The sequence below is a fragment of the Sphingomonas sp. Leaf357 genome, from assembly GCF_001423845.1.
In the GTDB taxonomy this organism is placed as follows: Bacteria; Pseudomonadota; Alphaproteobacteria; order Sphingomonadales; family Sphingomonadaceae; genus Sphingomonas.
In genome coordinates this window covers 142414-155816 of sequence record NZ_LMPM01000002.1, presented here as the reverse complement: position 1 = coordinate 155816, position 13403 = coordinate 142414, and the positions used below count along the sequence as shown (strand labels likewise).

Here is a 13403-nt window from a genome sequence, read left to right as displayed (position 1 = left end):
CGGAGAACAAATTTCGGGGAAGGTTAGACAAGCCTCCAAGCGTGACTATATGAGCGGCGGGGGGCGGATAACGTTTCCCGCCGCTTTTGTTTCCCGAGCCAGAATTTGGCCCGTCGGAAATTTGGCCCGTTTAAAATTTGGGACGTAAAATTACGATGGCATCCGCAGCCGACCAGATGGCCCAAGGCCTCAGCCTGTCGAAATTCGCTCAGGCGACCGATCTCAAGAAGCGCCTGTGGTTCACGATCGGCGTGCTGATCGTCTTCCGGATGCTGTCCTACGTTCCGTTGCCGGGCATCGACGCGGTCAAGCTGGTCAGCCTGGCCAACCGCACCAGCGGCGGCGTGCTCGATTTCTTCAACATGTTCTCGGGCGGTTCGCTCGGCCGCGCCAGCCTGATCGCTTTGGGCGTGATGCCCTACATCACCGCCTCGATCGTCGTGCAGCTCGCCACCTCGCTGTCGCCGACGCTCGCCGCGATCAAGAAGGATGGCGAGAGCGGGCGCAAGCGGCTCAACCAATATACGCGCTACGGCACCGTCGCGCTGACCGCCGTGCAGGGCTATTTCCTCGCCGTCGGTTACGAAGCGGGCGGGGCGGTGGTCGATCCCGGCATGCTGTTCCGCATCGTCGCGGTGATCAGCATCGTCGGTGGCACCATGTTTCTGATGTGGCTGGGTGAGCAGATCACCGCGCGCGGCATCGGCAACGGCATGTCGCTGATCATCATGGCCGGCATCGTCGCCAGCCTGCCGACCACCTTGTTCAACCTGTTCGAGGGCGGCCGTTCGGGCAGCATGGGCGGCGGCACCTTGCTTGCGATCATCGCGGCGGTCGTGATGCTCATCCTGTTCATCTGCTTCATGGAGCGCGCGCAGCGCCGCATCCTGATCCAGTACCCCAAGCGCCAGACTCAGCGCGGCATGCAGGCCGATCGCAGCCATCTGCCGCTGAAGATCAACACCGCCGGCGTCATCCCTCCGATCTTCGCCTCGTCGCTGCTGCTGATGCCGCTGACGATCAGCCAGTTCGCGGGGCAGCGCGTGGCGGGCGAATCGAAGTGGGGCGATTTCATCATCGGCCTCAACCAGTATCTGCAGCACGGTAGCCCGGTGTACATGCTGCTCTACGGCGCGGGCATCATCTTCTTCTCGTTCTTCTACACCGCCGTGGTGTTCAATCCGGAAGAGACCGCGGACAATCTGAAGCGCTATGGCGGCTTCGTCCCCGGCATCCGTCCCGGCAAGAATACCGAGACGTATTTCGATTACGTGCTGACGCGCATCACCGTGATCGGTGCGGCCTATCTGACGGTGATCTGCCTGTTGCCGGAATATCTGGTGTCGGCGCTGAGTATTCCGTTCTACCTCGGGGGCACTAGCCTGTTGATCGTGGTCAACGTAACGATGGATACGGTGACGCAGATTCAGTCGCACCTGCTGGCGCATCAGTATGGCGATCTGATCAAGAAGGCGAAGCTGAAGGGCGGGCGCCTCCGCTGAGCGGGGCTGACCTGAAGCACGTGAGGGGAATGCGGTCTTGAATATCATCCTCCTTGGCCCGCCTGGTGCCGGCAAGGGTACCCAGGCCGCACGGCTGATGACGCGCTACGGCATGGTTCAGCTGTCCACCGGCGACATGCTGCGCGCGGCGGTCAAGGCGGGCACGCCGACCGGGCTCAAGGCCAAGTCGGTGATGGAATCGGGCGGGCTGGTGTCGGACGACATCGTCTCCGGCATTATTGGCGAGCGGCTCGACGAGGCCGATACGGTCGGCGGCGTGATTTTCGACGGCTATCCGCGCACCGCGGCGCAGGCGCATCAGCTCGACGCGCTGCTGCAGGATCGCGGTCGCACGCTGGATCACGTGATTGAACTGGAAGTCGACGAGGACGCGCTCGTCGCGCGGATCGTCGGCCGCTACACCTGCGCCAATTGCGGCGCGGGCTATCACGACAGCTTCCACAAGCCGAAGGTCGCCGGCGTCTGCGACACGTGCGCGGGCACCGAGTTCAAGCGCCGCCCGGACGATAACGAGGATACCGTGCGCACGCGGATGGAGGAATATCGTGGCAAGACCGCCCCGATCCTGCCGATCTACGAAGCGCGCGGTCTGGTCAGCCGGGTCGACGGCATGGCCGATATCGACCAGGTGACGACCGCGATCGTGGGGATCCTCGACGGCAAGTAACTTTCCGTCACCTTCGATCCTTTCTGCCTCCCCGGCGAAGGCCGGGGTCCAGTCACGAAGGTCGATGTAACCGCGCGCAGCTGCCGCCAAATCACGATCCGCGACTGGACCCCGGCCTTCGCCGGGGAAGCGCGCTCTCCCCGAACGGTTGCGGCGTATCCCAATCCGCATATGCTGGCCGCTCCACCGGGGGAGCGCCACATGAAACGCCTTGCAATGTCCGCGCTGCTGCTCGCCGCCGAGCCCATGCCGGCCACCGCCGAGATCGTCCAGTCCAGCGCGATCGGCTTCGCGCTCGATCAGGCGCTGACCATCGACGCGCCAATCGCGCGCGTCTGGGCCGCACTCAAGATGCCGCAATATTGGTGGGACAAGGATCACACCTATTCGGACGATCCGGCCAATCTGTACCTGGACGCGCAGGCACCCGGCTGCTTCTGCGAGCGCATCCCGGACGGCAAGGGCAGCGTCGAGCATGCCCATATCGTCTATATCGCGCCGGGGCGGATGATCCGCATGGTCGGGTCGCTCGGGCCGCTCCAGGCCGAGGCGGTGACCGGAACCTTGACCTTCAAACTGGATCCCGAAGGCGAGAAGACCCGCGTGACGATGAGCTATGTCGTCGGCGGCTATGTCCGCGCCGGGGCCGATACGCTGGCCCCCAAGGTGGACGAGGTGCTCGCGCTCCAGATCCTAAATCTCAAGACCTTCGCCGAAACCGCGCCGGTCAAGACCGACAGGGCGGACAAGACCAGAGTCGAAGGCCGCTGATGACGCATTTGTCATGTCGCCGTCACCGATTCGGGCGGGGCACATCGCGCATACCGACGGGGAAGAGGCAGCGAAGCCAACCCCTATCGCCCGGATGCGCATCGTCCGGATGGTACAGGCATAGCGACTTCGGCGCTAACGCGACCCCTGGGCGCGCCGGAGGCCGGTGGAAAGTGAAAGCTTTCCGCCGGCCTCTTCATATCCTACAAGCAGGGCAGAGCCGGATACGCCCCTTATGACGCGCAAGATCCTGATCGTCGAAGACGATACCGCCACCGCCGCCTATCTCGCCAAGGGCCTGACCGAGGCGGGCTTCGCGGTCGAGACCTGCGGCGACGGCCGCGACGGTCTGTTCCTGGCGAGCGAAGGCATCTTCGACCTGATCATTGCCGATCGCATGCTGCCCGGGCTCGACGGCCTGTCGATGATCAACGCGGTCCGCGCGGCCGGCGTCGCCACGCCGACTCTGGTGCTGTCCGCGCTCGCCACGGTCGACGACCGGGTCGACGGGCTTCATGCCGGTGCCGACGACTATCTCACCAAGCCCTTCTCCTTCGCCGAGCTTTCCGCCCGCGTCGAGGCGTTGCTGCGTCGGTTCGAGCGGCCGCAGGCAGCGGCGCAGACCACGCGGCTGGGCGTCGGCGATCTCGAGATCGATCTGCTCGCGCGCACCGTCGTGCGGCAGGGGCGCGCGATCCCGCTCGGCGCGCGTGAATTCAACCTGCTCGAATATCTCGCGCGCCACGCGGGGCAGGTCGTGACGCGCACGATGATGCTGGAGAAGATCTGGAACTATCACTTCGATCCGGGATCGAACGTGGTGGACGTGCATATCGGCCGCCTGCGCCGCAAGCTCGAGGACGGCTTCACCCAGCCGATCCTGCATACGGTGCGCGGCGCGGGGTACCGGTTATCGCTCGACGCCTGATACCGCCCCGGTTGCTGCGCCTCTCGGTCACCGCGCGCATCGCGCTGCTGGCGATCGCGCTGGCTCTGGTCACGAACCTCGTGCTGGCGACGTTCCTGTGGCAGCAGATCCACGGCGACGCGGTCGACGCGGTGCGGCGCGACACCAACGAACAATCCGACGCCTTCGTCTCGGTCTATCGCTCGGGCGGCGTGCCGGCCTTGGTGCAGGCGATCCGTGACGCCAGCCGCTCGCGCGATTCATCGCTGATCGCGCTGATCGTGGACGAATCGGGACGCAGGGTGAGCGGGATCGGCCCCGACCAACTCCCGACGCCCGTCACGCCATCCGGTACGTTTCACGTCGGCTCGCTCGGCGACGCCGAACCCTGGGCGGGGCGCGAGGCGGGCTATATCGTCCGGCGGATCGGCGCATACCGGCTGATCAGCGGCCATCTGATGGACGATTGGCAGCAGGAACAGCGCGGTATCGAACGCGCCCTGCTGCTCGCGACGATCCTGTCGCTGATGCTCGGCGTGGTCGGCGGTCTGGTCGTCGCGCGCTATGTCGGGCGGCGGCTGAACAACATCGCGGCGGTGATCGAAGGCGTGGGGCAGGGCGATCTCAGCCGCCGCGTCGGATCGGTCGCCGGCGGCGGCGATGCGTTCGATCGGCTGTCGATCCGGCTCGACGCGATGCTCGACAAGGTCGAACGGCTGATGGGCGAACTCCGCATCGTCACCGACAGCCTGGCCCACGATCTGCGCTCCCCGATCGCCCGGCTGCGCGCCAAGACCGAGACGGCGATTCTGGTCACCGATCCGGTGCAGCGCGATGCCGCGCTGTCCGGCCTGCTGGTCGAGACCGATCTGGTGATGCGCATGCTCTCCACCTTGCTGGAGATCACGCGCTCGCAATCCGTCTCGCGCGACCGCTTCACCGATATCGATCCGGCGGCGTTGGTCGAGGAGATCGCCGAACTCTACGAACCCGTCGCCGACGATGCCGGCATCACCTTCGCCGCGATCGTCGAGTCGCATCCGCCGCACATCGTGATGCACCGCGAATTGATGACCCAGGCGATCACCAACCTGATCGACAATGCGCTGCGCCATGCCGGGGGCAACGGCGAGGCGGGCGGCGGGGATATCGTGCTGCGACTGAAAGGGGGCGGGGGCAGCATCCGCCTGCAGGTCGAGGATCGCGGCCCCGGCATCGCCGAGCAGGACCGCGAACAGGCGCTCAGCCGCTTCGGCCGGCTCGACAGTGCGCGCACCATACCGGGGGCGGGCCTGGGCCTGTCGCTGGTCGCCGCGGTCGCGCGCCTGCACGGCGGGCGGCTGGAATTGGGCGACAACGCCCCCGGCCTGATCGCGGCGATCGTTCTGCCGGGCTGATCGTGTCTCACCCAGCAAAATATGACGGCTTCATATTGATCCGTTCGTGCTGAGTAGAGACTGAGTAGCCGAAGGCGTATCGAAGGCTCGTATCGAAGCACCGTTGGAACACGGCACGTGTCCTTCGATACGCGTCTTCGACAAGCTCAGCCGCTATTCAGGACGAATGGTGTCGGTGCTTACCGCGAAGCATGCTGCCGATACGATACATCCGCCGGCACCGGCATCATGCCCACGCCATCGTCGAGCAGGAATGCGATCGCCTCCTCGCGGCTGTCGAAGACGCGCATGTTGTCGCGGTTGCCCGCCACGCGCTTGGCCTGGCGCCGCGCGAGGCAGCCTTCGGTGTACAGCGCCACCCGGCGATCGATCATCGCCGGATGGGCGGCCAAAGCCTGCATGCGCGCGATCATCGACTGGGTCTGAATCTGCGCGCCAGTATAATTGTAGAGTGTCATGGGCGGCCTGCCGGTATCCGGGAATGTCAGGATCGCGGCGCGCAGATCGGCCACGAAGCGGTCGAAATCGGCCTCGGTCCACAGGCCCTCGACGGTGACCTCGATGAAGCCGAGCTTCAGATTGTGTTCAATGGTGTGCATCGGACATCCCTTTCGTGAAGCCCGTTCTTCCGCTTGGGGGTTAACCGAAGGTAAGCGAACCGGATCGGATGATTCTGCGACGAATCCATTGTATTTCGGGGGTAATTTGGCACGCGGGCAATGCGGTGATGTTCGGACGCGAGCCAGTGCCTTATATTCCCCGTCATCCCGGACTTGATCCGGGATCCCGCTTCTATCGTCGGCCACTCCCTTGGCGAAAAAGCGGGACCCCGGATCACGTCCGGGGTGACGAGGGGGGCAATCCCGCCACCCAGATCCCGACATCCACACTTGGCGCGCCGCCTCGAACCGGGCAGGGGTGCTTGCCATGGATGCCCTGACGCTCTTCGGCCTGTTCGCCGTCACCTTCATGCTGGTCTGCTACATGAAGGAAGCCGGCAGCCACTGGTGGACTCTGGCCTTCGCCGCAGGGTGCCTGATGGGATCGGCCTACGGATTCCTGCAGGGCGCGTGGCCGTTCGGGCTGGTCGAACTCGCCTGGACCGCCGTCGCGCTCAGGAAATGGTCGAAATTGCGTAAAGAACGGGAACCCATCGCTTGACTCGTGCGTGGGGGCACCGTATTTGGCGATCATTCCGAAACACCGGTCCCGGCGGCGCTTGTTTGCGCTCGCCGCTTCTGTGCGTCGAGGAATGTGCATCAACGCTATGAGATGGGGCTGCTGCCATGCCGCCCCGTGGAGCAGGAGAACTTAATTCATGGCTCGTATCGCCGGGGTCAACATCCCGACCAACAAGCGCGTCGTCATCGCGCTCACCTACATCCACGGCATTGGCAACACCCATGCCAAGGCAATCACCGCAAAGCTGGGCATCGCGCCCGAGCGTCGCGTGCAGGACCTGACCGATCAGGAAGTGCTGCAGATCCGCGAAACCATCGACGCCGATTACACCGTCGAGGGTGATCTTCGTCGTCAGGTGTCGATGAACATCAAGCGTTTGATGGATCTCGCCTGCTATCGTGGTCTGCGTCACCGCAAGGGCCTGCCGGTCCGCGGTCAGCGCACGCACACGAACGCCCGTACCCGCAAGGGCAAGGCCAAGCCGATCGCCGGTAAGAAGAAGTAAATCGTCCGGGGGACGATTTACTCCGCCGGAGGCAGGCGTGAGGCTGACAGCCCGCCGCTCTCCGTACAAAGGATTAGGAATTCAAAATGGCACGTGAACCGCAACGCATTAAGCGGCGTGAGCGCAAGAACATCACTTCGGGCGTCGCCCATGTGAACGCTAGCTTCAACAACACCATGATCACGATCACCGATGCCCAAGGCAACGCGATCTCGTGGTCTTCGGCCGGCATGATGGGCTTCAAGGGCTCGCGCAAGTCGACCCCGTATGCGGCCCAGGTCGCAGCCGAAGACGCCGGCAAGAAGGCCGCCGAACACGGCGTCCGCACGCTGGAAGTCGAAGTGAAGGGCCCCGGCTCGGGTCGTGAATCGGCGCTTCGCGCGCTGCAGGCGGTCGGTTTCCAGATCACCTCGATCCGCGACGTGACCTCGATCCCGCACAACGGCGTTCGTCCGTCCAAGCGCCGTCGCGTCTGATCTCGCTCGGCTCGCGCGCGGTTGATCACGCCGCGCGAGCCGGATCTCTCATGGCCGGTGCCCGCCCGCACCTGTCCAAAACCAAGGGGAAGCCCATGTCCGTCAATGCAAAGAATTGGCAGGAACTCAAGAAGCCCAACGGTCTCGAGAAAAAGTCCGGTGACGGCAAGCGCAAGGCGACCTTCATCGCCGAGCCGCTGGAGCGTGGTTTCGGCCTGACGCTCGGCAACGCGCTGCGTCGCGTGCTGCTTTCGTCGCTGCAGGGTGCCGCGGTGACCTCGATCAAGATCGAGAACGTGCTGCACGAATTCTCGTCGCTGGCAGGCGTGCGTGAAGACGTCACCGACATCGTCCTGAACGTGAAGCAGATCGCGCTGCGCATGCAGGGCGAAGGCCCGAAGCGCCTGCAGCTTTCGGCGACCGGCCCCGCCACCGTCACCGCCGGCGACATCGCCGTGTCGGGCGACATCGAGGTCATGAACTCGGCGCTGGTGATCTGCCACCTGGACGAGGGCGCTACGCTCAACATGGAACTCACCGCCGATGTCGGTAAGGGCTATGTCGCGGCCGTCGCCAACCGTCCGGCCGATGCGCCGATCGGTCTGATCCCGGTCGATGCTCTCTATTCGCCGGTCAAGCAGGTCAGCTACAAGGTCGAGAACACCCGCGTCGGGCAGGAACTCGATTACGACAAGCTGACGCTGACGATCGAGACCGACGGCACGATCACGCCGGAAGACGCGGTCGGCTATGCCGGTCGCATCCTTCAGGACCAGCTCGCTCTGTTCGTCCACTTCGACGATTCGAGCGTCGCGCGGTCCGCGCCGATCGGCCATGCCGCTCCGGCTGCCGCAGGCGAGGTTGCCGGCGATACGCAGCAGATCAACCGTTACCTGCTCAAGAAGGTCGACGAGCTGGAGCTGTCGGTGCGTTCGGCCAACTGCCTGAAGAACGACAACATCATCTATATCGGCGATCTGGTTCAGAAGACCGAAGCCGAGATGCTGCGCACCCCAAACTTCGGCCGCAAGTCCTTGAACGAGATCAAGGAAGTGCTGTCGTCCATGGGTCTGCGCCTCGGCATGGAAATCCCGGGCTGGCCGCCTGAGAATATCGAAGAGATGGCCAAGAAGCTCGAGCAGGAAATCATGGGCTAAGTCGTACCGGGTTGGCGGAAGCCAACCCGGAGACGACGCCAGCCCGGCCGGCGGTGCCGAAGGCCGCGTCCGACGACGTGGCTTTGCCACGGCGGGCCTGAGAATACCGGAGGTCACACACCCGATACCGTGTGACCTTATGTGAACTTCGAAGGAAATGCAGGTCCATACCGTGTGACCTTGTGTGAACTTCCAAGGGTTTTGGGCGGTGGCCCGTTTCGCACCGCCTGGTCTGGGGTACCTTAAAACGGCCCCTTAACGAACGAAGAAGGATATAGAAAATGCGTCATCGCGTAGGCGGCCGTAAGCTTCAGCGTACCTCGGCCCATCGTACCGCCCTGTTCCGCAACATGTCGGCAGCGCTCATCAAGCACGAACAGATCACCACCACCGTCGCCAAGGCGAAGGAACTGCGTCCCTACGTCGAAAAGCTGATCACGCTGGCGAAGAAGGGTGGCCTGTCCAACCGTCGCCTCGCGCATGCCCGCCTGCTCGACGATGCGCAGCTGGTGAAGCTGTTCGACGTTCTGGCCGAGCGTTATGCCGGTCGCAACGGCGGCTACACCCGCATCATCAAGGCCGGCATCCGCCTGTCGGACGCCTCGCCGATGGCCGTGATCGAATTCGTCGATCGCGACGTCGACGCCAAGGGTCAGGATTCGGGTCCGGTCTATTCAGACGAGGACTATAACGAAGCGGCGTGACCGCTGATCCTCCTCGATGAGGGGAGGAGCCAAGCTCTTCCAAAAGGAGCCGTACTCGATAGAGTGCGGCTCCTTTTGCATGTCTGGAGTGTTGGATGCGCCGCGTAGTTCCGCTGATTGCCCTGATCGCCATTTCGCCCCCCGCATATTCCCAAGCTTCGACACCACCGACCAAGGCCGCCCCGATGCAATACCCCGAAACCCGCAAGGTGGCCCAAGTCGACGAACAGTTCGGCGTGAAGGTCGCCGATCCCTATCGCTGGCTGGAAAACGACGTCCGCACCGACAAGGAGGTCGCCGCCTGGGTCGCATCCCAGAATGCCGTCACCAACGCTTATCTCGCCACCCTGCCGGGCCGCGACATCTTCAAGGCGCGGATGAAGCAGCTGCTCGATTACGAACGCTTCGGCGTGCCCACCAAGAAGGGCGGGCGCTATTTCTACAGCCGCAATTCCGGCCTCCAGAACCAGGCGGTGCTGTACGTCCGCGATTCGCTGCGCGGCGAGGGCCGCGTGCTGATCGATCCGAACCTCTGGGCCAAGGACGGCGCCACCGCGCTCGCCGAATGGGCACCGAGCAACGACGGTACCAAGCTCGCCTACGCGATCCAGGATGGCGGCACCGACTGGCGCACGGTCAAGGTGCTCGACGTCGCCACCGGCCGGCAAGCCGACGACACGATCGAGTGGGTGAAGTTCTCCAACCTCGCTTGGGCCAAGGACGGATCGGGTTTCTATTATTCGCGCTTCGCCGCTCCCGCCGCGGGGGCCAAGTTCCAGGCGCTGAACGAGAACCAGCAGGTCTATTTCCACAAGCTCGGCACCCCGCAGAGCGCCGACACGCTGATCTACGCGACGCCGGAGAACCCCAAATACGGCCATCAGGTGCAGGTGACGGACGACGGCAAGTGGCTGGTGATCACCACCACGCAAGGCACCGACAATCGCTACCAGATCACCGTCATCGACCTGACCTCGCCGAGCCCCACCCCACGCACGATCGTCAAGGGGCTGGAAAACGAATGGACGCTGGCCGGCAATGTCGGCGGCAATTTCTATTGGATGACCGATCAGGGCGCGCCCCGCCTCAAGATCGTCGCGATGAACCTCTATGCCCGCTCCGCCACCCCGCCGATCGTGGACGTCGTGCCCGAGGACAAGGCCGTGCTGGAAAGCGCGAGCCTGATCGGCGGCAAGCTGATCGCGACCTACCTGGTCGACGTGAAGAGCGAGGTCCGCCGCTATTCGCTCGACGGCAAGGCCGAGGGCAAGGTGCCGCTGCCTGCGATCGGCAGCACCTCCGGCTTCAATGGCGACGGCGACGATGCGGAGACGTTTTTCTCGTTCAGCAGCTTCAATTACCCGTCATGGATCCTGCGCTACGATGCGAAGACCAATCGCGTCGAGATTTTCGCCCAGCCCAAGGTCGCCTTCGACCCCGAAGCCTATGACGTGTCGCAGGTCTTCTATCCGTCGAAGGACGGCACCAAGGTGCCGATGTTCGTCGTGCGCAAGAAGACCACCAAAGGCCCGGCTCCGACCCTGCTCTACGCCTATGGCGGCTTCAACATCTCGACCACGCCGGCCTTTTCGGCAACGCGGATCGCGTGGATGGAGCAGGGCGGCGTGCTGGCGGTCGCCAACATCCGCGGCGGCGGCGAATATGGCAAGACCTGGCATGACGGCGGACGCCTCGCCAACAAGCAGAACGTGTTCGACGATTTCATCGCGGCGGGCGAATATCTGAAGGCGCAGGGCATCACGTCGAAGGACGGCCTCGCCATCCAGGGCGGATCGAATGGCGGTCTGCTGGTCGGTGCCGTCACCAACCAGCGCCCCGACCTGTTCGCCGCCGCGCTTCCGGCGGTCGGCGTGATGGACATGCTGCGCTTCGATCGCTTCACCGCCGGGCGCTATTGGGTCGACGATTACGGCTATCCCTCGAAAGAGGCCGACTTCCGCACGCTCTATAAATATTCGCCGTATCACAACGTGAAAGGCGGCCGGCCCTATCCCGCGATCCTCGTCGCCACCGCCGACACCGACGATCGCGTCGTCCCCGGCCACAGCTTCAAATATACCGCGGCGCTTCAGGCGGCGGACATCGGCGACAAGCCGCACCTCGCCCGCATCGAGACCCGCGCCGGCCACGGCAGCGGCAAGCCGACCGACAAGGTGATCGAGGAAGCCGCCGACAATTGGGCCTTCGCCGCGAAATGGACCGGACTGGCCGTCAAGCCGGTGAAGTGAGGCGAGGTTGAAGTGAGGTGAGGGGGGTGGGCTGGCATCTGCCGCCCACCCCCGCTATCTGGCCGCATGACCCAGTCCAGCGACTCCATCCTCATCGTCGATTTCGGCAGCCAGGTGACCCAGCTCATCGCCCGGCGCGTTCGCGAGGCGGGGGTCTATAGCGAGATCGCCCCGTTCCAGAACGCCGCCGAGGCGTTCGCGCGGATGCAACCCAAGGGCGTGATCCTTTCCGGCAGCCCGGCCTCGGTGCTCGACAAAAACTCGCCGCGCGTGCCGCAGGTGATCCTCGACAGCGGCCTGCCGGTGCTCGGCATCTGTTACGGCCAGCAGGTGCTGATGCATCAATTGGGCGGCACGGTGACGCTGGGCGACAGCGGCGAGTTCGGCCATGCGGTGATCGAGGTCGGCGACCGCTGCGACCTGTTCGACGGCCTGTGGCAGCCGGGCGAGAACCACCAGGTGTGGATGAGCCATGGCGATAAGGTGACCGCGCTCGCCCCCGGCTTCCGCCCCGTCGCGGCCAGCCCAGGCGCACCGTTCGCGGTGATCGCGGACGACGACCGGCAGTTTTACGCGATGCAGTTCCACCCCGAGGTCGTCCACACGCCCGACGGCGCGAAGCTGATCTGCAATTTCGTCCGCCACGTCTGCGGGCTCGAAGGCGACTGGACGATGGCCGGCTTCCGCGCCGCGAAGATCGAGGAGATCCGCAAGCAGGTCGGCAAGGGACGCGTGATCTGCGGCCTGTCCGGCGGCGTCGATTCCTCCGTCGCGGCGGTGCTGATCCACGAGGCGATCGGCGAGCAACTCACCTGCGTCTACGTCGATCACGGCCTGATGCGGGCGGGCGAGAGCGATCAGGTCGTCAGCCTCTTCCGCAATCACTACAACATCCCGCTCGTGCATGTGAACGCGGAAGAGCTGTTCCTGACCGGTCTCGCCGGCGTCACCGATCCCGAGGCCAAGCGCAAGTTCATCGGCGCGACCTTCATCGAGGTGTTCGAGGCGGAAGCGAAGAAGATCGGCGGTGCGGACTTCCTTGCGCAGGGCACGCTCTACCCGGATGTGATCGAGAGCGTCAGCTTCACCGGTGGACCCTCGGTGACGATCAAGAGCCACCACAATGTCGGCGGCCTGCCCGAACGCATGAACATGCAACTGGTCGAGCCGTTGCGCGAATTGTTCAAGGACGAGGTGCGCGTGCTGGGCCGCGAACTCGGCCTCACCGAAGCGTTCGTTGGGCGGCATCCGTTCCCCGGCCCCGGCCTCGCAATCCGCATTCCCGGCGAAGTGACCAAGGAACGCTGCGATATCCTGCGCAAGGCCGATGCGATCTACCTGGAAGAAATTCGCAACGCCGGCCTGTACGACGCGATCTGGCAGGCGTTCGCGGTGCTGCTGCCGGTGCGCACCGTCGGCGTGATGGGCGACGGGCGGACCTATGATTTCGTCCTCGCGCTGCGCGCCGTCACCTCGACCGATGGCATGACCGCGCAGGCGTTCCAATTCCCCGGCGACTTCCTGCCGCGCGTCGCGACCCGGATCGTCAACGAGGTGAAGGGCATCAACCGCGTGACCTACGATTACACGTCGAAGCCACCGGGCACGATCGAGTGGGAATGACGAAGACTCGGGATTCTGCGGGGCAGGATCCCGGCTTCGTCGTTCAGCGGCTGAAAGCCGCCGCAGCTAAAGTCCGCCGGCTCGTCACCCCGGACGTGTCCGGCGCTTATCTCACCTGAACACGTACGCTTCCCCGGCGGAGGCCGGGGCTCAGTTGCGGGGGACGAAATTACGTCGCGCAACGCCCGATCACTTGTGTTTCCCGACTGGCCCCGGCCTTCGCCGGGAAGGTGCCGATGCAA

General features: G+C 64.5%; 14 protein-coding genes. 13 read left to right on the top strand and 1 reads right to left on the bottom strand.

The features are described 5' to 3' along the window. The first annotated feature begins 155 nt into the window (after positions 1-155). From secY to ASG11_RS13715, 5 genes are all read left to right on the top strand, one after another. Complete coding sequence (secY, locus tag ASG11_RS13735; protein WP_055781252.1) at positions 156-1502, top strand: preprotein translocase subunit SecY; 1347 nt, start codon at positions 156-158, stop codon at positions 1500-1502. Between the two features lie 37 nt (positions 1503-1539). Further along, complete coding sequence (locus tag ASG11_RS13730; protein WP_055781248.1) at positions 1540-2190, top strand: adenylate kinase; 651 nt, start codon at positions 1540-1542, stop codon at positions 2188-2190. A gap of 201 nt (positions 2191-2391) precedes the next feature. Next, a complete protein-coding gene (locus tag ASG11_RS13725; RefSeq protein ID WP_055781245.1) occupies positions 2392-2961 on the top strand; it encodes an SRPBCC family protein in 570 nt (189 codons plus the stop codon). A gap of 235 nt (positions 2962-3196) precedes the next feature. After that, positions 3197-3889 carry a response regulator transcription factor gene (locus tag ASG11_RS13720; protein WP_055781243.1) on the top strand — a complete coding sequence of 231 codons (693 nt, stop codon included), beginning with the start codon at positions 3197-3199 and terminating at the stop codon, positions 3887-3889. Between the two features lie 11 nt (positions 3890-3900). Beyond that, positions 3901-5265 (top strand): sensor histidine kinase, encoded by a 1365-nt coding sequence (locus ASG11_RS13715; RefSeq protein ID WP_055781240.1) that lies wholly within the window; start codon positions 3901-3903, stop codon positions 5263-5265. 179 nt (positions 5266-5444) lie between these two features. Here ASG11_RS13715 and ASG11_RS13710 read toward each other — a convergent pair whose 3' ends face one another. Beyond that, positions 5445-5864 (bottom strand): hypothetical protein, encoded by a 420-nt coding sequence (locus ASG11_RS13710; protein WP_055781237.1) that lies wholly within the window; start codon positions 5862-5864, stop codon positions 5445-5447. A gap of 328 nt (positions 5865-6192) precedes the next feature. Between ASG11_RS13710 and ASG11_RS13705 the strand changes: the two genes are divergently transcribed. The 8 genes from ASG11_RS13705 (at position 6193) to ASG11_RS19380 (ending at position 13280) form a co-directional block, all read left to right on the top strand. Continuing rightward, on the top strand, positions 6193-6426 hold the full coding sequence (locus tag ASG11_RS13705) for a hypothetical protein (RefSeq protein WP_055781235.1): 234 nt from the start codon (positions 6193-6195) through the stop codon (positions 6424-6426). A gap of 157 nt (positions 6427-6583) precedes the next feature. Continuing rightward, positions 6584-6952, top strand: coding sequence for a 30S ribosomal protein S13 (gene rpsM / locus ASG11_RS13700; protein ID WP_055781232.1), 369 nt, complete (start codon positions 6584-6586; stop codon positions 6950-6952). An 86-nt stretch (positions 6953-7038) separates the two neighbouring features. After that, complete coding sequence (gene rpsK, locus ASG11_RS13695; protein ID WP_034161671.1) at positions 7039-7428, top strand: 30S ribosomal protein S11; 390 nt, start codon at positions 7039-7041, stop codon at positions 7426-7428. Between the two features lie 95 nt (positions 7429-7523). Beyond that, positions 7524-8585, top strand: coding sequence for a DNA-directed RNA polymerase subunit alpha (locus ASG11_RS13690; protein ID WP_055782680.1), 1062 nt, complete (start codon positions 7524-7526; stop codon positions 8583-8585). 281 nt (positions 8586-8866) lie between these two features. After that, on the top strand, positions 8867-9289 hold the full coding sequence (gene rplQ, locus ASG11_RS13685; protein ID WP_055781229.1) for a 50S ribosomal protein L17: 423 nt from the start codon (positions 8867-8869) through the stop codon (positions 9287-9289). A 95-nt stretch (positions 9290-9384) separates the two neighbouring features. Then, the gene (locus tag ASG11_RS13680) at positions 9385-11538 is read left to right on the top strand and encodes a prolyl oligopeptidase family serine peptidase (RefSeq protein WP_055781225.1); all 2154 of its coding nucleotides are present in this window, start codon (positions 9385-9387) and stop codon (positions 11536-11538) included. 66 nt (positions 11539-11604) lie between these two features. After that, positions 11605-13161, top strand: a complete 1557-nt coding sequence (gene guaA / locus ASG11_RS13675) for a glutamine-hydrolyzing GMP synthase (protein ID WP_055781222.1) — start codon at positions 11605-11607, stop codon at positions 13159-13161. Continuing rightward, positions 13158-13280 carry a hypothetical protein gene (locus ASG11_RS19380; protein ID WP_269083399.1) on the top strand — a complete coding sequence of 41 codons (123 nt, stop codon included), beginning with the start codon at positions 13158-13160 and terminating at the stop codon, positions 13278-13280. The genes guaA and ASG11_RS19380 overlap by 4 nt, the downstream gene beginning before the upstream one ends. Positions 13281-13403 lie beyond the last annotated feature (123 nt).